A 24,538-nucleotide genomic window follows, 5' to 3' on the forward strand; every position below is an offset into this window, starting at 1 on the left:
GTTTACAGGACGGATCTATTGCGGGCTTTCCAACCAGTAGGCCAGCTTCGCCAGCAGCGCATCGACCATTTCCCCATCCACTGGCCCACCCTCGATCCGGATCGACCAGCCCGATTGCTCCGGCACAGAGCGCAGCGTGACCCCGCTTGTCAGCTTGCGCACCTCCCGCGCCTTCTCGGCCCGTGGCGCAGGCTTTTTCGGGCGGCCTCCGCGCGCAGGGTCGGCCTCGACCGGCTCAAGCTGGGCCAGCGCCTCCTGCACCATCTCCGCCTCGTCCGCGGCGCTCTCCGGCTCTCTCTGCGCCAGCAGATCGCGCAGCCGCGCCTCCGCCCCGCCGCGCAATGCCGCGGCCAGTTTCAGCCCGTCACGCTCCTTCATCATCTCGGGGAAGCGCAGCATATCGCCCAGCTCTTCGAAGATCAGCGCGAAAGACCGGATTTTCGACCGCTTGCCTTTCGATGCCATCGGAAACAGCGCATCCACCGCCGCCTCCACATTGATAAACGCGCCCTGCTGGCTGGCAATCACGGCAATCCGGCCCCGTTCGAAATGGCTAAGATTTGCGCGGATCTCGTTTTCCTCGATCATCGCGGCAAAGGTGCCGCCCATCGCCTCGGGGTCGCGCAAGACGGCACGGATCGTTGCGTATTGCGGCTTGTCGGTCAGCTCCTGCAACGCCTGCACAGCGCGCAAACGTCGATACCCCGACAACAGCCCATAACGGAAACCACGCCCGTCCTCGGCCAGCGGATAGACCTCGACCGGCAGGCGCAACCCGTTGGCGGCAATCGACATCTGCAATTCCTGCATGTCTTCCGCATCCAGCACGACACGGTCGCGCACCAGCGCATCCGCATCAATCTCGGCCAGCGGAATCTCCAGCATCACCAGTCCGGCTTCGGTCTTCTGGCGGAAGCTTTCCGCATCGTTACGGTCGCGCGCGGCCCGTTCACGATCCTCTGCCGGACGCGGGTCATAGGAACTGGCCGTCTCCGCCGCGACCTGCGCGATCGGGGCCGCCGTAAAGGCCCGCGAGGAGGTTTCGCGGCGAAACTCGTCTTCCAGACGGCTCAGATCATCAGCACTCGGCGCGATCAGTTTTCTCCGTTTAGCCATGCTCAGCCCTCCTCACTCTGGCCCGCCAGTTCGGCCTCATTCAGCTTCATATCACGCCACCAAGTGCCAAGGATCACCTCCTTCACCTCGGCCCAGGTGCGGTCGAATGTTTCCCGTCCGCGAATATAGGTATCGCGGTTGAAGTCGCGGTAATCGATCTCGTAGATCCCCGAAACCTGCTCGCCCGCCTGCCCGACCATAGCCGTCACTTCTTGACGGTAGGTCGTCATGAAATCCCCGAAATAGGCCTGCACCACATTGGCCAGATCGGTCTGCTGCGCCGCATCGAAACGGGTCACAATCGCCCGCACAGCATCCCATTCGAAGCCGATCTCCGGCAAACCATCCGCCCGCCGCTGACGGTTTTCACCATCCTCGATAGAGGCAAAGGTCGAATAGATCATATCGAAAAACCGGCCCGTAGAGTCGAATTCAAGGAAAGACGCTCCAAGCGGCACCAGCAGAATATCCGCCGCCGCAAGCGCATTGATCGTAAGGTACCCAAGTGCGGGAGGCGTATCGAGAAAGACCAGATCGTAGTCATCCAGAATGCCGCCGTCGCTCAGGGCATTTGACAGGGCATCCCACAGGGGCCAGCTCCGCAGCTGCATCCGCCAGACGGGGACCTGAAATTCGGCCCAATACAGATTGAGCTGCGCCCCGATCAGATCGATATTGGGCCAATGCGTCTTCTGGATAAGGTTTCGCGGCGAAACCTCCAGCGCCTCTTTCAGGGTTTCGTCCAAGGCGTAGGTCGGTTGGCCACCGGCTTCACGGATACGATTTTCGGCTTGTAATGCAGTGGCATAGTCGCGGGCCAGCAGCGGGAAGGCGGTCTGCCATTCATCGGCCACCTGACCGCCCATCACCGAAGTCATCGAGCCTTGGCTATCAAGGTCGATGACCAGCACCTTATAGCCGTCCAGCGCGGCGGACATCGCCAGATGCGCGGCAGTCGTGGTTTTGCCGACGCCGCCCTTGAAATTGGCAACCGCCACGACCTTCGCCGGCAAACCTTCCGGTCGCCACGGTTTATACTGCCGGTTCTGCGCGCCTTCTTCCGCGAAATGCTCGCGCAGGATCAGGATATCTTCCAGCGTGAACCATTTGGAACCGCTGTCCCCGTCGCCCTGTGGCAATTCGGGATTGGCCTTCAGCACACGGCGCAGATGGGCGGGCGCGACAGGAATAAGATATTTACAGATTTCCCAGATCGAAAACTTCCGCAGGCGCTTTTTGCCATCGGGGGCATAGCCGCGCCGCGCCAGATCATCGCGCCCGCGCGAGGCGAAGGCCGCGGCACGGGCGAAACGGGCGGTGTCGATGCTCGCCGAGAGCTTCTCGGCGGCTTCTTCGGGGTCTATATTGAAATACGGGGGCAGATCGGTACGGCTGCCATTTCCAGATTTGCTTGCCATGAAACCTCAGCATGTTCGCTGTTTCTCGCGATATCACGGCAACTATCGCACATGCAGCGCGCAATGGGAATCATCTTGGCCGGAATATTCCTGAAATCGAGGATTTAGAGAACATACGAACGGGTGTTTTGAATCTTTATTGTAATATTTAGAATCTTTACGGCAGAGATTCAGAAATAAAAACATACTGTTAGATGATGTCTGGCACCTATCTACGGGAGGAACGGATACCGGATACGGGGGGCAGGGTACCCGATTCCGGTGGGAAAGGGTCCGATTCTCGGGGATGTGCGCGGTTTTGGCAGATTCCGGTTGCAAATCGGGACTCCGGCTGTGGATAACTGCCCGATTTTGAAAGGTACCGATTCACGGGAGCGGGCCTTCGGGCCGGATTTCTCCTGTAAGCGGGTACCTCAAACCGGCGGGTTTCGCCTTGGGTGCCCGTTTACGGGAGACGAAAGAGGTGCCAGGAAATCTGTTGTCATGGGGTACCTTTTCGGCAAATAATCGGCTAGATCGCAAAGCTTGCGGGCGAATCTCTGCCCGCTTTCACAAGGCATAAAAAAGGCCGGGCAGGATGAACGAGCTGGATGATATCCCTAAGGACCATTTGAGTGGGTCCTTGCGCCGCGGCGCAGTCAAGAAACATGTGGCGGCGATCCATGTGTCGGGCAAGCTGACGCTCTTGCAGCGCAAACTGTCCAATGTATTGCTGCTCAACGCCTATGACACGCTGATCAGCCAGCAGGTGCACCGCATTGACGCGCGCACCCTGTGCCTGATGATCGGCTATAATTCCAACGACATGGACACGCTGAAGCAGTCGTTGCGCGGGCTGGCCGAGACGGTGGCCGAGTGGGATATGCTCGATAGCGAGGGCAAGCAGGAATGGGGTATCAGCTCGCTTCTGTCCTATGCCAAGCTGAAGGGCGGTGTCTGCGAATATGCCTATTCGCCTGCCTTGGCCGAAAAACTGAATGATCCCAAGGTCTTCGCGCTGATCAACCTGAATATCCAGCGCCGGTTCACCTCTGGCCATGCCTTGGCGCTTTACGAGAATTGCTATCGTTTCGTGCGCACGGGATCGACCGGTTGGTGGAGCCTTGATCTGTTCCGGCGGCTGATGGGCGTGGCCGATAGCGATTATTACGAGGTGTTCAAACATCTGAACGCCAAGATCATCAAGCCTGCCGTAGCCGAGGTGAACAAGTCCTCCAACATCATGGTGACGCCGGAATTCAAGAAGATGGGCCGGTCGGTGACCGAGATCCGTTTCCGCATCGGGGAGAACCCGCAGCTGGCGATCCTTGATCTGGATGACGGGGAGGGGCTGCGCAAAAGTCCGGTTTATGCGCGTCTGTTGGCTTTGGGCGTGTCGGACCGGCTGGCGCGGCAATGGATCACCGAACATGGCGAGGACTATGTGCGCCAGAAGGTGGATTACGTGGCGGGGCAGGGGGCTGTGAAGAATGCCATCGGCTATCTGAGTGCCGCGTTGAAGGATGATTACCGGCCCGAACGCTCGGATAAGGTTTCGCCGCGAAACCCCGCCCCCGATCCGGCGCTGGCCGAGCGGGTGAAGCAGTTGACGGTGATCCGCGATCTGGCCGCAAGCCGCACGCCCACCCAGCGCGATGCCGATAAGCGGCTGTTTTTGTCGCGTCTTGAAGGCAGCGAGCGCGATGATTTCGAGCGTCACGGCTGGATGTCGGCGCTGAATGCGGCCGCTATTGCGGCCTTCTGGCGGGAATTGTCGCCCGATGCATTCGAGGTGTGAGATGGACCCTGTTGCCCCGCGCGAGATGCTGGAGGTTGACGATACGTGGCTTGAAAACCCGCATCATCACGCATGGTTACGCGAGGATGCCGAGCGGCAGCTGCGGTTTTTTCTGGCCTCGTTGAAGGGGCGCGGGCGGTTTGCGGTGCTGGACCATGCGGGGCAGCCGATCCCCGGCCCGCAAGAGCTGCACACCACCACGCGGCTGATCCATTCCTATAGTCTGGGCCTGTCGCTGGGCTTTGCCGAGGGCGCCGATATGGTGGATGCCGGTATGGGGTTTGTGTGGCGCGCGCACCGTGACGCCAAGCGCGGCGGGTTTTTCCATGCGGTGCGCTCGGGCGTGGCGGATGGCACGAAGAAGGCCTATGGCCATATGTTCGTGCTGCTGGCGGCGGCTTCGGCCAAGCGGGCAGGGCATCCCGAGGCGGACCGGCTTCTGGCCGATGTGGCCGAGGTGCTGGAGCAGCGTTTCTGGGATGAGGGCGCGGGGCTGTTTGTCGAGGACTGGTCGGAAGACTGGGCGCATCTGGACAAATATCGCGGTATGAATGCCAATATGCATGCCACCGAGGCGCATCTGGCGGCCTATGAGGCCACGGGCGAGGCGCTGTTTCTGGTGCGGGCGGGGCGGCTGATCGATGTGTTTATCCGCCGCATTGCTCCCCGGTATAACTGGCGGATTCCAGAGCATTATTCCGAGCGTTGGGAGGTGGATCGCGGCTATGAGGGCGATCCGGTGTTCCGGCCTGCAGGCACGACGCCCGGACATTCGGTGGAATGGGCGCGGCTGGTCTTGCAATATTGGGATCTGCGCGGGCGGGTCGATGAGGATTTGCCCGAGGCGGCGCGGTGTCTGGTGGAAGAGGCGCTCCGGCTGGCATGGGGGCGCAGGGGCGGTTTTGTCTATACGCTGGATTTCGACGGGCAGGTGGACCGTAACGCCCGCTATTGGTGGCCAGTATGTGAAGGGATCGGGGCGATATCGGCGCTCCTGAAAACGGGTACCTTTGCGGGCGAGGAGTGGTATCGCAGGCTATGGGCCTTTGGGGAGGCGCATCTGGTGGATCAGGCGCGTGGCGGTTGGTATCCGGAACTCGGGGCGGATGATCGGCCCGTGGAGGGGCAGTTCAAGGGCAAGCCCGATATCTATCACGCGCTACAGGCCGATCTGCTCCCCTTGGCCAAGGGGGTCTCGCGGTTGCAGGACGGGCTGGAGGCCCGCCTGAAGGGCTAGGTCTCTTGGATTACAAAGTATATTCAATGTGTTATCTTTAACCTCTGGGGCTTTGTCGCCGTTTTGGGGCATTGTTGCGGTGGGGTGTTTCCCAAGGAGGGGTGCCGGCAGGGGCTTTGCGCCCTATCATGATGTGCAAGCCGCCTTGGGCCGGGCGGCGCAGGCCTCGGGCCGCAGCAATGGAAGGGGAAGACACGCATGAACGACACAAGGGTGATGGTGCTGCGGCCTTTGCGTCCGCAGGCAATGGCACGGCTTGAGGCGGGATATCGGGTGCTGCGTGCCGATCTGGCCACGGATCGCGCGGCGTTTCTGGCGCGCGAGGGCGCGGGCTGTGCGGCCTTGGTGACCGACGGGCATTGCAAGGTCACGCCCGATATTCTGGCGGCGCTGCCGGATCTGCGGATTGTGGCCTGTTCTTCGGCGGGGTTTGACGGGTTCGATCTGGAGGGCTTGGCACGGCGCGGGATTGCGCTGACCAATTCCAGCCCTGCGCTTTGCGATGATGTGGCCGATTGCGCGATCATGCTGATGCTCGGGGCCGCGCGTGGTCTGGTGGCGGGCGAGGCTTGGGTGCGCGAGGGGATCTGGGCGCGTCAGGGTCCGATGCCGCTGGGGCGCAGTCTGAAAGGCAAGGTGCTGGGGCTTGTCGGGCTTGGCACGATCGGTCTGGCGATCGCGGAGCGGGCGCAGGCGATGAAGATGGACCTGCGCTACTGGAACCGGCGCAAGAAGGCGGTGCCCTATACCTATGTGCCCGTGCTGACCGATCTGGCCGCACAGGCCGATGTGCTGGTGGTGATTGTCGCCGGTGGTGCGGGCACGCGGCATCTGGTCGACGATGCGGTGATCGAGGCGCTGGGGCCGGAGGGGCTGCTGATCAATGTGGCGCGCGGATCGGTGGTGGATGAGGCGGCGCTGGTTGCGGCATTGCGCGACGGGCGGTTGGGCCATGCGGGGCTTGATGTCTACGAGAATGAACCAGATCCTAACCCCGATCTGGTAGCGTTGCCCAATGTGACGCTCTATCCGCACCATGCCTCGGGCACCGAAGAAACACGCGATGCGATGGCGGGGCTTGTGGTCGATAATCTGAATGCGCATTTCTCTGGCGCAGAACTGGTCAGTCCGGTCGATCTGGGCCGATATGTGGAGACTTGATGTGCTGAAATATTTTTACTGGCCCTTCGCGATAACGGTGCTGGCGCTGGCAGGGGCCTTCGGCTTGGGGCTGCATTATAGCGCCACGCTGTCGGGGGCGTTCGGGTTCCTGCTGATCGGGGCGATTCTGGCCGTGCTGGAGATTTCGCTGTCTTTCGACAATGCGATCGTCAATGCCAACAAGCTGGAACAGATGTCCGAAAAATGGCGCAGGCGGTTTCTGACCTGGGGGATCGTGATTGCGGTCTTCGGGATGCGGGTGGTGTTTCCGCTGCTGATCGTCGTGGTGGCGGCGGGGATCGGCCCGCTTGAGGCGGTGCATCTGGCCGCCACGGAGCCTGCGCGCTATGCGGCGATCATCCACGGGGCGCATCTGCAGATTGCCGCTTTTGGCGGCGCGTTCCTGATGATGGTGGCGCTGAGCTATTTTGTCGATGCCGAGAAGGATGTTGACTGGATCACCGGAATCGAGCGCGGGTTGCGCCGGTTCGGGGCGGTGAAGGGCACGGAAATCGTGCTGGTCCTGCTGGTGATGATGGGCTTTTCCACCGCGTTGCCCGAAGCCTCGCAGGATGAGTTCCTGTTTGCGGCGGTGTTTGGCCTTGCGACCTTCCTCTGTGTCGAGCTGCTGGGGGCCTATCTGGACCGGCGCGAGGCGGCGGGCATGGTGGCCAAGGGCGGTTTGGGGGCGTTTCTCTATCTCGAGGTGCTGGATGCCAGCTTCAGTTTTGACGGGGTGATCGGGGCCTTCGCGCTGACCCAGAACCTGTTCCTGATCGCGATCGGGCTGGGGATCGGGGCGATGTATGTGCGCGCGATGACCCTGATGCTGGTCGAGCAGGGCACTCTGACCGAGTTCCGCTATCTTGAACACGGGGCGTTCTGGTCGATTCTCGTGCTGTCGGTGATCATGTTCGTGCAGACCCTGATGCCGATCCCCGAGCTGGTGACGGGGCTGCTGGGGGCAGGGTTTATCGGTTTGGCGCTGCTGTCTTCGGTGCGCTATAACCGGCGGGTGCGGGCCTGAGCCCCCCCGAGGGGGGCGCTTAGCCGCGATAGGAGGGCAGCGACAATCCGCGGGCAATGGCCAGTGCGCGCAGGATAAAGCCGAAGACGGCGGCCAGCGGCCCCGCGATGGCGAAGGGGCAACCGGCCAATGTCAGCACCACAAACCCCGCCGAGGCGGCGGCGGCGGCGGTGACATAGATTTCGGGGCGGATGATGATGGAGGGCTGGGCCGCCAGTACATCGCGGAAAATGCCGCCCGCACAGGCGGTAATCACCCCCATGACCGCCGCTGTCAGCGGAGAGACCCCGAAGGCAAGCGCCTTTGCCGCACCATAGACCGAATAGGCCGCCAGCCCGACCGCATCGAACCAGTCGATCGCGCGTTCGTTCCAGAACCGTTTGGGCGTCTTCCAGACCGCGAAACTGACCACCAGACAGGTGGTCAGCACCCATGAATTATGCACCCAGAAGACCGGTGCGTTGATCAGAAGATCGCGCAATGTGCCGCCGCCGATTCCCGTGATGGACGCGAAAAAGGCAAAGGTTACAAGCGTTTGCTTGGCTTTTGCCGCAGCAAGTGCGCCCGAGGCGGCAAAAACGGCAATACCGGCAATATCCAGCCAGAACAGGGCGGAAGAGGCGAGCGGTGTCATAACGGGCTCCGATAGGGTGGCGGGCACTTCGGGCTGGCATGTAATCCGGAATCGGGTGTTTTTAAATAGCCTATTTGTTGCTCTTTTGCGGTTACTTTACGGGCAAAATTTCGTGCGTCTGGTCTGTGGCGTATTTCGGGGGCGCGTCGTGGTCTGCCTTCGCAGGTTGCGTGCCGCGCGGGCGGAGTGGAATCGCGCTTGCGTCGTCCGGCGGCCTCATCGACACTGCGGTATCTTTTCCGGTTTCAGGACACTTATGATGATCGATTTTCAAAGCTTTCCCGATGCGCTGACCACGGATCTGGGCGCGTTCAGCCCGCTGGAAGGGGCGCTGACCGAGGGGATGAGCGAGGCCGCCAAAACGCTCTGGAGCAGTGCGGACGGACGGGTGGAGCTGGGCCTTTGGGCGTGCACTGCGGGCCAGTTCGAGCTGGAGATGGAGGGCGGGTCGGAATTCTGCCATTTTCTGCAGGGCCGCCTGAGGGTGGTCCAGCCCGATGGTCGCCATACCGAATATGGTCCGGGCGATGCGCTGATGATGCCCTTGGGGTGGCGTGGCCGCTGGGAGGTTCTGGAGCCGATCCGCAAGATCTACATGTATGATTACAAGCAGGCCTGATGGTCGGGCGGGGTCGGCAGGCTGCGGTCTGGCGGACGGGAGACCGCAGCCTGCGGCCCGTCCCCCGTCCTTCGTTCCCCGTTCGCGTGGAAGCCGGTCTAGGCCTTGCCTGCGGCAAAGCCCGAGGCCCAGGCCCACTGGAAGTTGTAACCGCCCAGCCAGCCGGTGACATCGACCACTTCCCCGACAAAGAAGAGGCCGGGTTGGGATTTGGCTTCCATGGTTTTGGCGTCGAGGTCTTTGGTGGAGACCCCGCCAAGCGTGACTTCCGCCGTGCGGTAGCCCTCGGAGCCCACCGGTTTGATCTGCCATTGATGGACATAGGTGGCGAGGTGCTCGAGTTTGGCGTTATTTTGGTCGGCCAGACGGCCCTGCAGGCCCGACTCGGCCACCGCCAGCGCCGCGATCTTCTCGGGGAGCCATCGGGCCAGCGCGTTATGCAGCGCCATGCGCCCTTTCTCCTGACGTTGATCCGCGAGCAGTCGGGCGATGTTCTGGCCCGGCAGGAGGTCGAGGGTGAGCGGGTCTCCGTCGCGCCAGTAGCTCGAGATCTGCAGGATGGCGGGGCCCGAGAGGCCGCGATGGGTGAAGAGCAGATCCTCGTCGAAGCGGGTCTTATTGTGCTGGATGGTGACGGGGATCGCGGTGCCGGCCAGCGGTTTGGTTTTCACCAGCTCTTGTTCCGCGAAGGTGAGCGGTACGAGGGCAGGGCGGGTTTCGGTGAGCGAGAGGCCGAATTGCGCGGCGATCTTGTAGCCGATGCCGGTGGCGCCCATTTTGGGGATGGATTTGCCGCCCGTGGCGATGACGAGCTTGGGGGCTGTCAGGAGGCCTTGCGAGGTGGTGACGTGGAAGTCGGTGCCCTCGCGGGTGATGGTCTCGACGGTGGTGTCGAGGCTGAGCGTGCCACCGGCCTCGCGCAGGTCGCGGGTGAGCATGTCGACGATCTGCGAGGCCTTGCCGTCACAGAAGAGCTGGCCTTTGTGTTTCTCGTGCCAAGCGATGCCCGCGCGGTCGAGGCGTGTGATGAAGTCCTGCGGGCTGTAGCGCGAGAGTGCCGAGAGGGCAAAGCGCGGGTTTTGCGACAGGAATCGGTCGCGCGCGGTCAGATGGTCGAGCTCGCGATTCGTGAAATTGCACCGGCCACCGCCGGAGATTCGGATTTTTTCCCCCGGTCTTGCGGTATGATCGATCAGGCAGACCGACCTTCCGCTACGTCCGGTTTCGATTGCGGCCATCAGGCCTGCGGCGCCAGCGCCAATGATTATTGCGTCAAATCTCATCATGCGATCTTCCCTGCACGAAAGTTTGGGCGGCGACAAATCTTTTCTGATTTTTCCTCTTGCACCCTCCGAGCGGCTTGGCTAAAAGCCCCCTCACTGACAGAGAGTTGGGGCGTAGCCAAGTGGTAAGGCACCGGTTTTTGGTACCGCGCACCGTAGGTTCGAATCCTACCGCCCCAGCCAACTCCTTCCTGTTGTGTCCAGTCCGGTATGAATTTGGGTTTATCCGGCCCAAGTTTGGGATTTGTCCGGGGAAGACTTGGGATTGAGCTTCTGGAGCCGACCGGAACATGCTCTCCCGACCCTATCAAGCTTCGAAACTGCGGGAAGAAAAACTGGCGCACTGATCGTGCGACGGAACCGCGCTCTCTGGCATAAGAAAAAGCCCCGTGCTGAGATCAGCACGGGACTTTGGTATTTCTGAATTTCCGAAAAGTCAGTCTGAGGCTGCGGCCATCTCGTTGCGGGCCTCCGCGTTGATCTGCAGGAGCGCGTGGGTGGGGTAGAATGGCAGATCGCCCAACTCCGGCGCGAAGCCCAGGCCCCGCGACCGCGCCAGGTAGCGTATCTCGGTGCCGGTCAGCCCGGTTTGCCGCGCTGCGACCTTCACCGACATGTACTTGGCTTGGAAGACTTTCATGGCATCCCATGGGATCAGGATCCGTCGTGGAACCACGGAGTCGACCGCAAGAGAATAGCTCGGGAGGCATCCGGTATAGCGTAATTTCCGGATCGAAGCCTCGTTGACGCCCAGTGCGAGTTGCGCCTCTCTCAGCGTCAGATCGCGCACGTTCGATTGCTCCAGAGCCTGGACCAGATCGGTCGGGTTCAGGCGCAGGCCGAGGACGCCGGATTCACGATACGTCAAAACGGCGGATGCCAGGCGACCCTCGCTCAGCAGCCGGGTGACATGGTGCAGAGTGCTGTTGGACCCATTAGTAATTGTCCATTGAGACTTTTTGATGCGCCATAAGCTATTGAAATTATACATCCTAAAATGCCGGCTTCTGCACTGAGGCCACCATTTGTCCATTTTACACAGAGAAAATGGCCATCGAAAGTTCAGAAAAAAATGCCGCCCGAAGGCGGCATGATCTGGGTTTCAAAGGAACGTCGAGTTCTGTGGGTCAGCTAATCAGGAAATACGAGGCTTCGGAGAGACCGGGCGGAGGGGATTCGGCCAGCGCCTGGATTTCCTCCGGATCGAATACCAGCGCTGCAAACCCGTGTGCGCCGGACACCCGATAGCCCCGTTTCAGATGGCCGAGGAACATCACTTCGAGGATAAACTTCGCCTCGGCGCGGGATTTTTCGGCAGCCCTGGAGAGATAGGCGAAGCCTTTTGGCACCTCTTCAACCAACGGAAATCTCGCCTCCAGAAGCCGAAGGATCGGCTTCACCCTTTGGCCGTTGACGGCTTTGCCGATTTTGCTGGCGAGCGCATATTGCCCCCGAACGAGCTGCAACTGGCCGATCTCGATAAGCAGCTCGACGAGCGCATGGGAAGCCCCAAGCATGGTCAGCAGGCAAGAGACGGGAACGGCATGTTTCACGATGTCGATCAAATCGCGCGCGACCGTGTAGTCGACCACCAGCCGATTGCTGCGCTGCGCGACGTCCTCAGCGTCCAACAGCCCCGCCATCTGCAGGACATCGCGCATCGTTCCCGCATCAACACCTTCCGCCCTTGCGATCGACGCGACGCTGCTCAGGTGGGGATCTGTGACCGGCTTACCCAGAAGCATCTGCCCCTTGCTGAGCGGGGTGGTCTCGACGATCACATCGCGAAGAATATCCCGAATAGGCTCCGGATTCTGGGTTGGTCGGTGGCTGGACAACCACGTATGGAGCATGCCGAAGACCGCGCGAGGTGCTGCGCGCTTGCCTCTGGAGGACGTGACGCGCGCCATAAGATTCTGACGGATCGCCGCGCCGCCACTCAAGACGATGGGCCAACCTGCACGCCCGGCTGCATCCCACATATCCTGGCTCATCTCCGAGGCTTTCATCTTCGGGCCGAAGAGATCGAGCGCACCCAGCATTTCTGTCGCCCGTACAGCCTGGTCGATATCCTGACCATCCAACCATGCGGGCCCTGCGATATGCTCCAGACGCGCGGCAACGTAGGCCTGCAGCGGGGAGACCGTGCGCACCACATCGCGCACTTGCTGCCCGGCAACATCCAGGGCCGTCACGGCCTGAAGCGCGCCTGCGAGATTGTCCCACGTCCCCGCGCAGAGGTCACGGAGCGCGATCCCGTGAACCGCGCAGGTCCTGACCGGCGCCAGTTTCCAGAGGAGGCGATGACGCAGTGCGGCATTGGAATATCGCGCCTCGGCCATATCTTTGCTGAGACAGGCGGGACAGACGCGGGTGACTGGACCGCAGGTGAAGGCGGCAGCGAAGTCGAGCCCGCGCAACCGGTAGCGCCGAGGACCAACAGCGGAGATCGTATTGCGCAGGACCGCCGCAGGATCATGCCCCGCCTTCTCGCAAAGGCGCCGAACTGCCTGCTCGTCGCCGCGGGCAAGCGCTACAAGCGGAATGCCAAGGTCCTGCAGAAACGCCGGAACAGGGCCGCGCGTATGGAAGGCGGCCTGCCGCACCGCCCAAGACAAAGGCGTCTCATCATCAATGAAGGGCAGCATGGGGAAAAGCGTGGTCATGAAACTGCCCTCACCGTTTGCGCCGGCGAGGGGGATCTTCCTCTTCGATCTCATCGGGCTTCAAGAGCCAGTAGTGCTCGGCGTAGAACACATTGTCGGCAGCTGTGCAGGCTTCGTTCATTGCATAGGCCGCCGCGAAATGCCCGATGTCCAGATCTTCGTCACCGCGCCCGATGGCGATTTCTATGGCCTGCAGCAGGTGCTCGAGCGCCCGGCCGAAGCGATAGCGTGCCCCGTGGAAGAGGCGTCCGATCAGATCCGCCTCAATCGGCGCCCCGAGGCCCACCCGCGCGCAGTATTGCGTGATGATCTCGCGGAAACTAGCGCTATCGACCTGCTCCACGAGATCGGGCAGTACCATCGCGGTGAACCTGCGCTTTACCTGCGGATCCGTCCGAATGACCCCGGCGAGGTCTTCCGTGCCGGACAGGACCACGATGACGGCATCGTCGCCCTGCATCAGGGATTTCAGCGCTCGCAGGATCAGTTTGCGGTCCGCGCAGAACAGATCCTGCGCTTCGTCGATCCAGAGCACCGAGATCCCGAGAAGCTGCAAGCGGTGACGCAGGTCCTGCAAGAGAGACCACGCCTCCCTGCGCGGATTGGCGTCGGGGTAGCCACTTTCTTCCAGCAGAGCGAGGATCATACTCTTGAACGTTGCAGGGCTGGGCACCGAACAGCCAAGATAACGCGGCCGCCCGTATTCACCCTCCTGCAGCACCGCAAGCCTCGACAACGTGCGCTCCAACAGATGGGACTTGCCGCTTCCCGGCCCGCCGATCAGCATGACCCCGCGGGTTTCCCCGGTTCGGGTGAAGCGCTTGGCGACAGGGGTCAGGTCCCCCTGTTCGTCCGTGGCAAGAAGGCGCGTCAGATGCAGTGCCGCCTCGGCGTCACGCGCGGAACCGATATGGAGGCCGCGGACCCGCTCCAAGGCGCTCTTTGCGGTATCAGCTTTTGCCATGATCAGTTCTCCTCGATGGTCATGTTGGATTTGGACGAGGTGGGCGTGACGCTGCGCGTTTTGGTGGTCCGCTTCGCAGGTTTGGCGGGCGTCTCCGCCGTGCAGGGTTTCTCAGCCGCCACGGTCAGCTCGGAGGAGGCGGGGATTTCCATGCCCAGACCCTCTTTTGCGTTGCGCAGCTCTTTGCGCTCAACGAACTCGATACCGGCCAGAAGCTTCTTCTCCTCCTTCGCGCAGCGTTTCTCGGACCAGTCCTCGAGGTTGAGGCCGGCCGCGGCCATCGCGGCATCGTTGCGCTCTTTGATCGCCCTGATGGCGTCACGGACAGCAACATTGTCGAGCCGGTTCGATTTCGGGTTCGCGTCGCGGACGTGACGGACAGCCGTCAACCAGGTCTGTGCTGCGACCCCCTGCAGCGACGGGTCAAGCGCAGGCACCTCGTACCAGGTATTGCCCCCTTTGACCGAGATGGCGCCGATGTCCTTGGGGTGCCACCGCACGGACACCTTCTCGGGCGCCTCGCGACGGAAGAGCGCTTGGGTCGCTTCAGATTGATAGCGCACGCCCAGAATGGTAATGCCCGTCTTGTCGAGGCGATACTCGCGCTCGTGGCCGAAGCACAGCCGCATCATCTCCGCATCCGGCGGCGGCGTCACGCCATGCAGCTTCGACAGGCGACGCCAGGCCTTCACAGGAGTTTCGCCGCCCAGCCCGTGATGGGGCGTGTTGTGGTAGATGTCGATCACCCAACGCAGCAGCGCGAAGGTGAAGTCGTCCAGGCTCAGCGCTGCGCGCTTCTCGGGATCCGCATCGCCCTTCTCCATGATGCTGGAGAACGTGTGCCCCGACAGACGCGGCGCGAAGTCGCTCCGGAAGCTGCCGAATGCGCGCTCGATCGTTCCGCGGTTTTCCGGCACACCATTCATCGCCATCTCCCACATTACACCGAGATCCTCGGCCGCCATGCGAAAGCGCATCGACTTGAAGGCAGAGCCACCATCAAAGACGATCAGCTCGGGCGTGCCATGCATGTCCCAAGGAGTCAGAGCCCCGACAGCGTCCGCCCACGCCCCCTTACGGCGACTGGCTCTGGCTGGATGACCGGATCGACGCGGTCTCAAAAGAGATCGAGCAGATCAGCCGCACCGAGGCGAACTGCGTCAACGTCATGACCATTCCTGGTATCGGACCGATGATTTCGACGGCGATGGTTGCCGCGATTGGCACGGGAGAGGCATTCGGGCGTGGACGGGATTTTGCGGCATGGGTCGGCTTGGTTCCCAGACAATACAGCACGGGTGGCCGAACGGTGCTTGGCCGCATTTCCAAACGTGGCAGTCGATACCTGAGGATGCTCTTCGTTCAGGCCGCCAAGGTCATTCTAATGCGGGCCAATCGATAGCCTGACTTCAGCTTTGGCGATTGGTTGATCCGCGCATCGGAGAGGATGAACAGAAACAAGCTGGCCGTGGCGCTGGCCAACAAACTGGCGCGCATGGCCTGGAGTATCCTCAGACACAGAACCGCGTTTGACGCACCGAGAGACGAGGTCACTGCCGGTATTTGAGCCGGGGCGACCTAAAGGAGTTCGCGACAGATCGAAAGCATGGAACGGAACAATTACGTCCCCAGAATCTGACGGCCCAAACGGTCCTTGATGACCATTCCGCTAATTAGATCACGGCGCGTGCGTAACCCCAACAAGGCCACGACCCGCGTGTCGATCAACAGGCCGGATACATATGAGCGACTTCCGAGATCATGCCAGAAATCATTTGCGAACAGCAGCCGGTACATACATTTGGGCCGTGAGCGTCATGGTGGTGTACCTGGGAAGCCATGCCGCCAGCCGCAGCGCCGCATGACCGCTTTGAGCCCAAACCGGACCGTCGAGATCAGCACCAGATCGCAGGGAGAACGATGTCACGCGTAAGGGGAGCTAGATCAAGTTGGTCCTGCGACCCCGGTTGCACCCAGCGAACCTCTTCGATCTCCGCTTGCGCTTCGACGTCATCGTCTAGCTGAACGCGAAACATCTCGGCCGTTACGAGACAGCCGGGTTCGTTGGCAGCGGGGGCAGAAAACCGACCGAGATATTCCGCGTTTTCGGGTTGGAGAACCAGCGAAAGCTCCTCGAAAAGCTCACGACGGAGAGCGTTCAAAGGCGTCTCATCGCCATCGATTTTTCCGCCGGGCTACATAAAGGCAGACGTGCCGCGCTTCCGGACAAGCAGGGTTGCTCCATCTCCCCGAAGGATGGCAGCGGCGGCTATGCGGATTTCCATGAGTCTTTCCTCGTGATTGTTACTTCGGCTCTCCATAGCGCAAGGTCCATATTTTCCCAATGGCAGGAATGTCCGCACCGCGGACCTTGGGGCCCTAGACTATGCTGCACCGTGTCACTGATGGCCGGTTTGGAGAAGCTGCGCTGCGGCGTTGGTGGTCCAGGCGAACTGCAGGTAAGGGCCGAGCACGTCGGCGCAGCCTCGCTGCATCTGCGCGACGGTGCGCCGGCGAGGTTCAGCACAAGCGCTTGGAGCGGACAAAAGCTGCTTGAGCCGCTCGCGGCCTTTTGCCGAGTTAGGCATTTTCCGAAGCTATCTCATGTTTTTAAGCACGTGTTCTTGGCCGACCGCTTCACCCGTGCTTTTTAGGGGCAGGATGCTGCACTGCATTCGTTGTGTCCCGTCGGCAGCGCCAGTAGGGTGCCACCGTTATTGCCAGAATCTTGTGCTCCGAGCTGGCCGACCGCACATATGGAGGCTAGTATGCCTTACCCGTTGAATGATTGGCAGTTGCCGCCGGTTTGGCGAGTGCTGTTTCGTGGATTGGATGGGCTTGATCAGGCCAAGCCGCTTTACGGCAGATTGTGTGCGCTTGCTGAGGGCGGGCCGAAGGTGCTCGACGGTGAGCTGGTGAAAAGCTGGAACGTCGAACAGGACGGCGGGCGTTTTACTGCAACGCTGAACACCGGCGATACGCTGGAGGCGCGGGTGGCCTTTCTTGGTACGCATGATGGGCAAAGCTTTTTGTGGGCCGATGCCAACCCGTCGTTGCGTGCCGAGCTTACCTCGCCCGCGACAGTGTTACGAGGGCTGCTGCCGCAGGAATTGGCTGTGATCCGACAGCGGGACGCTACCGAAATTACTTACCGCGATGCCATCGCCTTGCTTGGCCTTGCCGCTGAGCATCTGCCCTGCGACTTGGTTTATCCGGCGCACTCGAACGGACGGCTGGTGCTGATGGTGCTAAGCGAGGCCCAGCTTAACACGGCGCGCGAGCCCTCGTTCCTTAAGCGGCTGCTGACGCGGCCAAGGGCGCCAACTGTGGCCGAGCAGCTGGCGGCGCTGCGTCGCACCGTTGATCAGGCGTTGAACCAGTGGCAGCAAAACCTGTTGCCCTTTGACAAGCTCTGTGCGCTCGATCCGCTCGCGGCCCGGGCGCATGCGGCGCTGATTGCAGGCAATGCAGGGCAAGCACTTGCCGCACTCGAGCAAATCAAGGCCGCGCTTGGCCGCTACGCGGTGGATCAGGAGCCGACCGGCTGGGTTTATTTTGCCGAGGGAATAGCGCGGCTAGCGGTCGGGAATTTGCCGCGCGCCCGTGCGGCGTTTGCTATTGCCGAAAGAGCGATCCTGCCCGAGCCAAAGTGTCTTATTTTGCTGGCGCAGGCGCGGGCAGCGGAGCTGGACCAGGGCGATCATTTTCTGAAATCGGCCTACCTGAGCGCGCCCGCTATCTTTGAGGCGCAGGCCAACGCGCACGAACAGACGCAGGTGCGGGCCGCACTTGCTGCACTTGCCGCCACGCGGGCGGACCTTGCGCCTGAAAGCCTGGTGAAAAACGCTATTGCCGCCTTTTGTGATTTTGAACGTGCCGCCTTTGCGCGCAGTCAGGCTGCGGCACGGTTCCGGCAGGAAAGACATGTTCTGTGCGAGGCAGACGAGGCGGCGACACTGCTCAGCAACAAGGCATGGGTCGACCTTCTACTGACGTGGGCCACGCCGGAGCGCGCCACCGCGCCTTCGTCGCTTTCCTCCGACCCCGATCTCGCGCCCGAGCGCATAGAATGGTTTGGCGAGGTAAAGACTACAGGGGCCGAGGCGACGGTTACGGTGGGGTTCAAGGGCCGCTTCGCAGGAGCCACAGGACGACAAGTTTGCTATACGCTGCGCCAAACCGCGATCCCGATGCTTGAGGGGACAATGTGGCGTCTAGAGAGCGTGCGAGACGTTACCGACGCAGTCTCCTACGACCTGATCTGACGCCGCTGCAAAATCTAACGAGACGTCCTGCTCTCTTGGCGGATTTACCGGTGAGTTTTCGTAAGTCAGAACGTTAACAGGATCTAACCAGTTGTTCGCCATGCCACGCGGCGAGGCACCTGTCCGCGACATTCTGCCTTGAGTTTTGCTGCACGATGCCATGGATTTCCTGTTTGGGGAAGCTGCACGGCAGCGATAGGCCGCCCCATGAACGGCAGAAATGGGCCGAACACGTCGACAGGGTAGCGCTGCCCTCGTATCGGGCTGCTGCAACGCCGCATGACCGCTTCGAGCCCATATTGACGAATGCTGCAGTATCGGCGAGGGTCGGATAATAAGCAGGGTGATTACTTGGCTGGGATTTCAATGTTTGCTTTTGAGGGCGACCGCGTTTTGGCAGATCAGTTCGTGAAGAACCTCCCGCCTAGTTCATTCTATACCTACGTGCTTTTGACCCCTGAATTTGTTCCATTCTACGTTGGGAAAGGAAAGGGCTCGCGGCTTCTTCAGCATGAAACAGAAGCACTACGCCAAACAAAAATTTATAAGAGCAACCCCTTTAAGTGTAACAAAATACGCAAGATAATCAGCAATGGTAAGCAGGTTTTCTATCGAGTTGACCGAGTTTTTGGCGGTGACGAGGCGGCTTGCTTGCGCCGTGAAGAGGAGCTCATCTCTCTATACAAGAGACGTTGTGACGGCGGCATACTTACTAATCTCGCTGCTGGACTAGGTAGCCTTTCGTCACGTGACCCACTGACGTCGAGTCGCCATGCCGCCACGCTCTCTGGCGTGGTCCATGGCAATCCTGAGCGGACAACAATGAACTTATACCTTGAGTCGTTAGGAGAAGTTCGAAGTGTCCCGATCAAGCCTCTGACTGAGTATAGAACTAAGCTTGTAAACGCTTATCCAAGCCCCAAGTCTCTAAAAAACTTGACGATGAGGAATGGACTGACAATCGTTGCGAGCGTGCTAGCCACGGGACTCAAACTTGAGCCGGGAGTGATAGTTCCTCGAAAGTTCTCTATAGCTCCGGAATTGGAAAACTGGCCATTAAAAGAACAGCCCCCCAAAGAGGTGGAGGGAGTTATCGAGAATGGCGCCGCGAGCGATATTCTAAAGCTCGGTCTTGTCGAGCTAGTTCCGGCCGTGCTGCCGGAAGACGAAGCATTCAGATTGGACCATGCGCAGATGCAGAGATTGGTCAACCTAGTCGGAGAAAAGTTCCTGTCAGATTTCGATCTAATCTAGATATCTAAGTGAAGCCGCAGGGCTGCCGCGTCGCAATTTCAGACATTGTAATCTAATGCGCCAAGGTTCGCATTGTCCGCATTGCTGATGTTTGCAGCGGATGTGTCGCGCAGGTTCGGCGCGACACATCCGTTGAAGGCCAAGGGCCGCTTCGAGCCCAAAAGTTCCGTTGGTTCTGGCTTGTAAAATCGCCGGGCGCCCCCTACGTTTGAGACATCCTGAAACTGGAGATGCTATCAACATGGACCTGAACCTCGCCGCATTCGCCCCTTCGATTTCGCTGCGAGAAGTTCTGCCCCATGCCTGCATCCGTTTCCCTCTCCGGCCTGTCCTGGTCCACGCCTGACGACGCGCCCCTTCTTACCGACCTCAACCTGACTTTCGGCCCGGAACGCACCGGCATCGTCGGGCGCAACGGCATCGGCAAGAGCACCCTCCTTCGCCTGATTTCCGGTGATCAGCTTCCCGCTGCGGGACAGGTCCGCGTGACCGGCTCCATTGCAATGATGCGGCAGGAAGCGTTGGAGCGGCCCGATGACGTCATCGCCGATCTTTTTGGCGCACGACCCGCGCTCGACCTTCTTGATCGCGCAGAGGCGGGCCTTGCGGATGTCGATGAACTGGCCGACGCGGATTGGACCCTTCCCGCGCGGATGGAAGCGGAGCTTTTGCGCTGTGGCTTGCCGGTCGGGCCGCAGACCCTTCTGGCGACGCTTTCGGGTGGTCAGCGCAGCCGTGCCGCCCTTGCCGCCCTGATCTTTGCCGCACCGGATTTCCTGTTGCTGGACGAACCAACGAACAATCTCGACCGGGACGGACGCATGGCGGTGATCGACCTCATCCGGGGTTGGACAGGTGGTGCGATCATCGTCAGCCATGACCGTGAACTTCTGGAAGAAATGGACTCCATCGTCGAACTCACCTCGCTTGGCGCGGCTCGGTATGGCGGAAGTTACAGTGATTTCCGGCAGCGGAAGGCCACCGAGTTGGACGCGGCTGTACGTGACCTCGCCCATGCCGAGAAAACCCGCGCCGACGTGGCCCGTCGCGCGCAAGAGGCAAGCGAACGTAAGGCTCGCAAGGACAGTGCCGGACAGCGGGCGCGCGCGAAGGGTAATCAGCCGAAAATCCTGATGGACGCCGCCAGGGAACGGGCTGAGGCGTCGGGCGGCGCAGGTGTCCGTCTGCGCGAGGCCCGGCGCGAGGCCGCAGATAAAGCGCTGACCGCCGCCCGAGAGAAGATCGAAATCCTTCAGCCCTTGCGCATGGACGTCCCCCCAACGGGCCTTGCGACCAGCAGAACGGTGCTGCGACTGGAAAGGGTGACCGGCGGCCATGACCCCGATCATCCCTTGATCCGTGACCTGTCGCTGACCGTGACCGGCCCCGAGCGCGTTGTCATTAGAGGGCCGAATGGCAGCGGAAAGACGACGCTTCTGAAGATCATCACCGGACAGATCGTGCCGCAAATGGGCCTCGTGGCACTTTCGGTACCATTTGCCGTGCTGGATCAGCATGTCCAGCTGATCGACCCAGCCCTGTCCCTTCGCGACAATTTCCGTCACCTCAACCCCTTGGCTGATCCCCATACCGCGCACGCGGCACTGGCCAGGTTCGGTTTCCGCGCCGGGGATGCCTTGCGTTACGCGGGGGAGTTGAGCGGCGGCGAGCGTCTGCGCGCCGGTCTGGCCTGTGCCCTAGGCGCCACCCCGCCGCCGCCGTTGCTGATCTTGGACGAGCCGACCAATCACCTTGATCTGGATGGTATCATGGCCCTTGAGGCTGCGCTGGCTACTTATGATGGGGCCGTTCTAGCGATCAGCCATGACACGGCATTCATTGAATCCCTCGCACCGGAGAGGACCTTGGATCTTGGGATATGACCGCTTCGTCCGCATCAACGACATTCGACCTAGGATTTGCAGCACCAAATTATAAATGTCCGCTTCGGGCCATGCGACGTGGTCCAGATTTGCGTGTCGGGAGTTACCAGAAAAATGTTATATACGAAGTGGCCTGCAAACATGCGCAGAACATCAGCACTCATTTAAAAGCCAGCTCTTGTCTGTAGTTTTTCATCGGCAAGCCCTTCGCGCCGCCAGATCCGTTCGACCCGCTTGTGATTCACACTCCATCCCCCCGCGATCAGTAAGCCGGTAATTTGACGATAGCCGTAGCTTTCATATTGGCGCGCCATCTGGACGATATGAACAGTCAGCAGAGCTTCATCTTGACGCGCCGCAGGAACCTTACGTTGGGTCGAGCGATGCTGCCCTAGGACTTGGCAAGCGCGGCGTTCGGAAACGCCGACTTCTTGCCTGACATGGTTTATGCATTGGCGACGGCGCGAGGGGCTTAGAAGTTTCCCTGAGCTGCCTCTGTCAGGATCCGCTTGTCGAGCGTCAGCTCTGATACCGATCGTCTGAGCCGTGAATTCTCTTGCTCCAGATCTTTCAGCCGCTTGATCTGATTGCAGCTCATGCCGCCAAACTCCCGTCGCCACCGATAATAGGTTTGCGGCGTCACATCAAACTGGCGCACGGCATCCGCTATTGGCACGCATTGCCCCCGCAGAATTTCTACTTTTTGAAGCTTACGGAAGATATCTTCCGGTGCCTCTCGTTTTCTTGTCATTATCATACCCATCGGCGATGCGAGGTGCTACTTCGCAAAAATGTTGATTACTTAGGCAGAACAAAGTGGCTGCCAAAGGCCGGTCGCTCCCAGCCTTTTGGGCTCAGCGTGAGGAGCCGGCCTCCACCACGACTACGGTGCTTCCTGCCGCTTAATGCAGCAGCGGGCTGCTTGCCTCTGCCTCCGCCCTCGCCAGCATCCTGGATACATGACGCAGGTTAAGCTGATGCGTATCGGAGAATTGCTCAATTACTTGATAGATTCCGCCCAGAGCAGCCTCGGACAATATTCGTTTTGCACCCTCCCGTTCCGCGAATGCGATGAGATCGCCCTTGCTCAGTCCAGTAAGGCGCAGGACTTCCAAACGGCTCAGAAACGGTGCCGAAAGAGGATAGAGGCTGTTTGAAGTCAGGACCCAGCTGATCCAGGACATGTCGAAGCCGATCTGATAATAGGGGCATTTCCACGCCGCAGCGGAAGACGGCTCCAGAAGGGGCAGCAAGCCATCGGTTAGCCCGTAGGCCTGCCCCTTGGTCGAGGTCGGGGTCCCGGCCTTCTCGATCTCATCAATCACGACAATCGGATTCGCACAGAGGCTCTGCACGATGGTTTGCAAAGGGCGTCCCGGGAAGGCAGTGCCCCAGCCGCGTTGCGAGCCGTTGACCACGAAGGAGGCTTGCTCGGCCGTACCTTCGATCCCGCAACGCGGAACGCGGAGGTGACGGCTCAACTCTCGGGACCACGCGCTTTTGCCTATCCCGGGTGGGCCATCAAGAAGGACAGGCGGCAGCCGGAAACCAGGCTCACCCGCCCGCACCGAGCGGCGCATCGCTTTCCACAGAAAGTCGGTGGCGGCCGCCATCCAGGGCATCTCGGCATGGATCGCCGCAGCAATCTCATCGGCGCGATGTTCGCTGCCGATGCCGACCAGATCCGCGCCATTCCTGAAGACCTCGAGCGCGCGCCGATCATCCGAACTGAGATGGCTGAGACCCGAAGCCTTGGCGCGCGCGCCCATAACCCGGCGGGCACGACGCAGCACCTTGTTGCGGTCCTTTTCCGAGAGCGGCACGGCGATGAGGTCCTCGTTCCAGCGCAGCTCATCCTCGAAGTCTCCGGGAGCCTTTGGAGACACCCCGTCCTGAAGAGCACGGATCTTGCGCAGATGCCACTCGAAGCGGCGCTTAAGGGAGAACTCGGTTTCGTCGGGATCGGCGAAGCGGGCATCGATGAACTTGATCTTCGTCATGGAAGTCCTTTCTGGGCATTGCGCCATGCCCTCGAGCAGAGACCTGCAAGAGGGAAATATTGGAAAGAACCCGGCCGGATTTGCCCTAGGGGATGCCGAAAGTGCTTTTGGCCGTCAACGCCGCCGACCGAAGCAGAGCGATGCTAAGGCGCATAAAAGGCTGCAAATCCGAAAGAATGTTAAGCCATTGCTAAAAAAAGACTTTGCGGATTGATGTGCGACTGGTGGTCATTTGGTCTGTGCCGAAATGGACAAATTACCCCAGAAATGGACAATATTTAGTGGGTCAAACAAGTGCAGTCCGCCGCGGCGATCGCCTGGTCTTGCCCCCCTGAAGTGGTCCACCTTTAGGGATAGTTTATCCCGCATGATGGAGGACTACTTAGATGGCAGGCAAACGCGAGAAGCCGGAAGATATCGTCATGAAGCTGCGTCAGGTTGAGGTCTTGCAGGGTCAAGGCGCGAAACTGGCGGATGCTGTGCGCCAGATTGGCGTGACATAACAAACCTACTACCGTTGGCGGCGTGAGTTTGGCGGGATGAACCGCGATCAGCTCAAGCGACTGAAGGAACTCGAGAAAGAGAATACGCGGCTCAGGCGCGCCGTGTCGGATCTGACGCTCGACAAGCTGATCCTGACGGAAGCCGCAAAGGGAAACTTCTAAGCCCTTCGCGTCGCCGCCAGTGCATTGACCACGTCCGGCAGGAACTCGGCATCTCTGAACGCCGCGCCTGTCGGGCGCTTGGACAGTACAGATCGACCCAACGCAAGGTTCCCGCAGGTCGTCATGACGAAGCGCTTTTGACGGCCGACGTCATCGAACTGCCGCGCAAATACGGACGATATGGCTATCGCCAAATCACCGGTTTGTTGCATCAGGCGGGATGGTGCATCAATCACAAGCGGGTCGAACGGATTTGGCGACGTGAAGGGCTTAAAGTGCCGCAAAAGCAGAAGAAACGTGGGCGGCTCTGGCTGGCGGATGGCTCCTGCGTCCGATTGTGGGCCGAGCGCCCGAACCATGTCTGGTCATACGATTTTGTCCAGGACCGGACGGTAGACGGGCGGGCCTATCGGATGCTCAATATCGTAGACGAATTCACCCGGGAGGTGCTGGTGATCCGTGTCAAACGCAAGCTCAACTCGGTCGACGTCATCGACGTGCTGACCGATCTGTTCATCCTTCGAGGTCCGCCCGAGTTTATACGGTCCGATAACGGCCCCGGGCATTAC

Annotated in this window: 18 protein-coding genes, 1 tRNA gene and 4 pseudogenes; 12 read left to right on the plus strand and 11 right to left on the minus strand. The window is 60.6% G+C overall.

The genetic code is table 11. The features are described 5' to 3' along the window. Positions 1-15: 15 nt before the first annotated feature. Both WDB88_RS15825 and WDB88_RS15830 read right to left on the minus strand, forming a co-directional pair. Positions 16-1,116 carry a ParB/RepB/Spo0J family partition protein gene (locus WDB88_RS15825; RefSeq protein WP_330629488.1) on the minus strand — a complete coding sequence of 367 codons (1,101 nt, stop codon included), beginning with the start codon at positions 1,114-1,116 and terminating at the stop codon, positions 16-18. A gap of 2 nt (positions 1,117-1,118) precedes the next feature. Next, the gene (locus WDB88_RS15830; RefSeq protein WP_330629489.1) at positions 1,119-2,534 is read right to left on the minus strand and encodes an AAA family ATPase; all 1,416 of its coding nucleotides are present in this window, start codon (positions 2,532-2,534) and stop codon (positions 1,119-1,121) included. Between the two features lie 577 nt (positions 2,535-3,111). On the opposite strand from WDB88_RS15830, the gene WDB88_RS15835 reads away from it, so the two are divergent. From WDB88_RS15835 to WDB88_RS15850, 4 genes are all read left to right on the plus strand, one after another. Beyond that, positions 3,112-4,311 (plus strand): replication initiation protein, encoded by a 1,200-nt coding sequence (locus tag WDB88_RS15835; protein ID WP_330629490.1) that lies wholly within the window; start codon positions 3,112-3,114, stop codon positions 4,309-4,311. 1 nt (position 4,312) lies between these two features. After that, the gene (locus WDB88_RS15840; RefSeq protein ID WP_339109979.1) at positions 4,313-5,548 is read left to right on the plus strand and encodes an AGE family epimerase/isomerase; all 1,236 of its coding nucleotides are present in this window, start codon (positions 4,313-4,315) and stop codon (positions 5,546-5,548) included. Positions 5,549-5,746: 198 nt separating this feature from the next. Continuing rightward, complete coding sequence (locus WDB88_RS15845) at positions 5,747-6,709, plus strand: 2-hydroxyacid dehydrogenase (protein ID WP_339109980.1); 963 nt, start codon at positions 5,747-5,749, stop codon at positions 6,707-6,709. Continuing rightward, entirely contained in the window at positions 6,696-7,736 is a 1,041-nt protein-coding gene (locus WDB88_RS15850) for a DUF475 domain-containing protein (protein WP_330629641.1), read from the plus strand. Before WDB88_RS15845 ends, WDB88_RS15850 begins: the two co-directional genes overlap by 14 nt. Positions 7,737-7,755: 19 nt before the next feature. Here WDB88_RS15850 and WDB88_RS15855 read toward each other — a convergent pair whose 3' ends face one another. Beyond that, positions 7,756-8,370 (minus strand): trimeric intracellular cation channel family protein, encoded by a 615-nt coding sequence (locus WDB88_RS15855; RefSeq protein WP_330629493.1) that lies wholly within the window; start codon positions 8,368-8,370, stop codon positions 7,756-7,758. Between the two features lie 256 nt (positions 8,371-8,626). Here WDB88_RS15855 and WDB88_RS15860 point away from each other — a divergent pair, with 256 nt between their 5' ends. After that, positions 8,627-8,989, plus strand: a complete 363-nt coding sequence (locus tag WDB88_RS15860) for a cupin domain-containing protein (RefSeq protein WP_330629494.1) — start codon at positions 8,627-8,629, stop codon at positions 8,987-8,989. A 98-nt stretch (positions 8,990-9,087) separates the two neighbouring features. Here the strand turns inward: WDB88_RS15860 and WDB88_RS15865 are convergent, their stop codons facing one another. Beyond that, a complete protein-coding gene (locus tag WDB88_RS15865) occupies positions 9,088-10,275 on the minus strand; it encodes an NAD(P)/FAD-dependent oxidoreductase (protein WP_339109981.1) in 1,188 nt (395 codons plus the stop codon). Between the two features lie 105 nt (positions 10,276-10,380). Between WDB88_RS15865 and WDB88_RS15870 the strand changes: the two genes are divergently transcribed. After that, positions 10,381-10,455 (plus strand) — tRNA-Gln (locus tag WDB88_RS15870). 253 nt (positions 10,456-10,708) lie between these two features. On the opposite strand, the gene WDB88_RS15875 is transcribed toward WDB88_RS15870, so the two are convergent. From WDB88_RS15875 to WDB88_RS15890, 4 genes are all read right to left on the minus strand, one after another. After that, a complete protein-coding gene (locus tag WDB88_RS15875) occupies positions 10,709-11,263 on the minus strand; it encodes a hypothetical protein (RefSeq protein WP_339109982.1) in 555 nt (184 codons plus the stop codon). A 136-nt stretch (positions 11,264-11,399) separates the two neighbouring features. Then, positions 11,400-12,938, minus strand: a complete 1,539-nt coding sequence (locus tag WDB88_RS15880; protein WP_339109983.1) for a TniQ family protein — start codon at positions 12,936-12,938, stop codon at positions 11,400-11,402. A 10-nt stretch (positions 12,939-12,948) separates the two neighbouring features. Beyond that, positions 12,949-13,902 (minus strand): TniB family NTP-binding protein, encoded by a 954-nt coding sequence (locus WDB88_RS15885; protein ID WP_339109984.1) that lies wholly within the window; start codon positions 13,900-13,902, stop codon positions 12,949-12,951. A gap of 2 nt (positions 13,903-13,904) precedes the next feature. Then, complete coding sequence (locus WDB88_RS15890) at positions 13,905-14,933, minus strand: Mu transposase C-terminal domain-containing protein (RefSeq protein WP_339109985.1); 1,029 nt, start codon at positions 14,931-14,933, stop codon at positions 13,905-13,907. Between the two features lie 44 nt (positions 14,934-14,977). Between WDB88_RS15890 and WDB88_RS15895 the strand changes: the two are divergent. Further along, positions 14,978-15,469: pseudogene (locus WDB88_RS15895) on the plus strand (IS110 family transposase); the annotation flags it as partial. Between the two features lie 328 nt (positions 15,470-15,797). Here the strand turns inward: WDB88_RS15895 and WDB88_RS15900 are convergent. Continuing rightward, positions 15,798-16,187, minus strand: a pseudogene (locus tag WDB88_RS15900) (NUDIX domain-containing protein). Between the two features lie 483 nt (positions 16,188-16,670). Between WDB88_RS15900 and WDB88_RS15905 the strand changes: the two are divergent. The 3 genes from WDB88_RS15905 (at position 16,671) to WDB88_RS15915 (ending at position 21,304) form a co-directional block, all read left to right on the plus strand. After that, positions 16,671-18,167: a DUF6882 domain-containing protein gene (locus WDB88_RS15905; RefSeq protein ID WP_339109986.1), complete on the plus strand. Its 1,497-nt coding sequence runs from the start codon at positions 16,671-16,673 to the stop codon at positions 18,165-18,167. A gap of 366 nt (positions 18,168-18,533) precedes the next feature. Further along, positions 18,534-19,421, plus strand: a complete 888-nt coding sequence (locus tag WDB88_RS15910; protein ID WP_339109987.1) for a GIY-YIG nuclease family protein — start codon at positions 18,534-18,536, stop codon at positions 19,419-19,421. Between the two features lie 299 nt (positions 19,422-19,720). Then, positions 19,721-21,304 carry an ABC-F family ATP-binding cassette domain-containing protein gene (locus WDB88_RS15915; RefSeq protein WP_339109988.1) on the plus strand — a complete coding sequence of 528 codons (1,584 nt, stop codon included), beginning with the start codon at positions 19,721-19,723 and terminating at the stop codon, positions 21,302-21,304. Between the two features lie 200 nt (positions 21,305-21,504). Here WDB88_RS15915 and WDB88_RS15920 read toward each other — a convergent pair. Continuing rightward, positions 21,505-22,055, minus strand: a pseudogene (locus tag WDB88_RS15920) (transposase); the annotation flags it as partial. A 151-nt stretch (positions 22,056-22,206) separates the two neighbouring features. Next, positions 22,207-23,304 carry an AAA family ATPase gene (locus tag WDB88_RS15925; protein WP_339109989.1) on the minus strand — a complete coding sequence of 366 codons (1,098 nt, stop codon included), beginning with the start codon at positions 23,302-23,304 and terminating at the stop codon, positions 22,207-22,209. Here WDB88_RS15925 and WDB88_RS15930 point away from each other — a divergent pair. Further along, complete coding sequence (locus tag WDB88_RS15930) at positions 23,285-23,518, plus strand: hypothetical protein (RefSeq protein ID WP_339109990.1); 234 nt, start codon at positions 23,285-23,287, stop codon at positions 23,516-23,518. The genes WDB88_RS15925 and WDB88_RS15930 overlap by 20 nt on opposite strands. Before the next feature lie 172 nt (positions 23,519-23,690). Next, a pseudogene (locus tag WDB88_RS15935) lies at positions 23,691-24,529 on the plus strand (IS3 family transposase); the annotation flags it as partial. Positions 24,530-24,538: the final 9 nt, after the last annotated feature.

It is taken from the genome of Thioclava sp. GXIMD4216, from assembly GCF_037949285.1.
Lineage (GTDB): Bacteria > Pseudomonadota > Alphaproteobacteria > Rhodobacterales > Rhodobacteraceae > Thioclava > Thioclava litoralis.

Excerpts from the sequence above, each read along its gene's own strand:
- WDB88_RS15925 (WP_339109989.1), bottom strand. The coding sequence starts at position 23,304 with ATGACGAAGATCAAGTTCATCGATGCCCGCTTCGCCGATCCCGACGAA.
- WDB88_RS15850 (WP_330629641.1), top strand. The coding sequence starts at position 6,696 with ATGTGGAGACTTGATGTGCTGAAATATTTTTACTGGCCCTTCGCGATA.
- WDB88_RS15880 (WP_339109983.1), bottom strand. The coding sequence starts at position 12,938 with ATGACCACGCTTTTCCCCATGCTGCCCTTCATTGATGATGAGACGCCT.
- WDB88_RS15865 (WP_339109981.1), bottom strand. The coding sequence starts at position 10,275 with ATGATGAGATTTGACGCAATAATCATTGGCGCTGGCGCCGCAGGCCTG.
- WDB88_RS15915 (WP_339109988.1), top strand. The coding sequence starts at position 19,721 with ATGCCTGCATCCGTTTCCCTCTCCGGCCTGTCCTGGTCCACGCCTGAC.
- WDB88_RS15875 (WP_339109982.1), bottom strand. The coding sequence starts at position 11,263 with ATGTATAATTTCAATAGCTTATGGCGCATCAAAAAGTCTCAATGGACA.
- WDB88_RS15905 (WP_339109986.1), top strand. The coding sequence starts at position 16,671 with ATGCCTTACCCGTTGAATGATTGGCAGTTGCCGCCGGTTTGGCGAGTG.
- WDB88_RS15830 (WP_330629489.1), bottom strand. The coding sequence starts at position 2,534 with ATGGCAAGCAAATCTGGAAATGGCAGCCGTACCGATCTGCCCCCGTAT.
- WDB88_RS15855 (WP_330629493.1), bottom strand. The coding sequence starts at position 8,370 with ATGACACCGCTCGCCTCTTCCGCCCTGTTCTGGCTGGATATTGCCGGT.
- WDB88_RS15930 (WP_339109990.1), top strand. The coding sequence starts at position 23,285 with ATGAACTTGATCTTCGTCATGGAAGTCCTTTCTGGGCATTGCGCCATG.
- WDB88_RS15825 (WP_330629488.1), bottom strand. The coding sequence starts at position 1,116 with ATGGCTAAACGGAGAAAACTGATCGCGCCGAGTGCTGATGATCTGAGC.
- WDB88_RS15835 (WP_330629490.1), top strand. The coding sequence starts at position 3,112 with ATGAACGAGCTGGATGATATCCCTAAGGACCATTTGAGTGGGTCCTTG.
- WDB88_RS15910 (WP_339109987.1), top strand. The coding sequence starts at position 18,534 with ATGTTTGCTTTTGAGGGCGACCGCGTTTTGGCAGATCAGTTCGTGAAG.
- WDB88_RS15885 (WP_339109984.1), bottom strand. The coding sequence starts at position 13,902 with ATGGCAAAAGCTGATACCGCAAAGAGCGCCTTGGAGCGGGTCCGCGGC.
- WDB88_RS15890 (WP_339109985.1), bottom strand. The coding sequence starts at position 14,933 with ATGCATGGCACGCCCGAGCTGATCGTCTTTGATGGTGGCTCTGCCTTC.
- WDB88_RS15860 (WP_330629494.1), top strand. The coding sequence starts at position 8,627 with ATGATGATCGATTTTCAAAGCTTTCCCGATGCGCTGACCACGGATCTG.
- WDB88_RS15845 (WP_339109980.1), top strand. The coding sequence starts at position 5,747 with ATGAACGACACAAGGGTGATGGTGCTGCGGCCTTTGCGTCCGCAGGCA.
- WDB88_RS15840 (WP_339109979.1), top strand. The coding sequence starts at position 4,313 with ATGGACCCTGTTGCCCCGCGCGAGATGCTGGAGGTTGACGATACGTGG.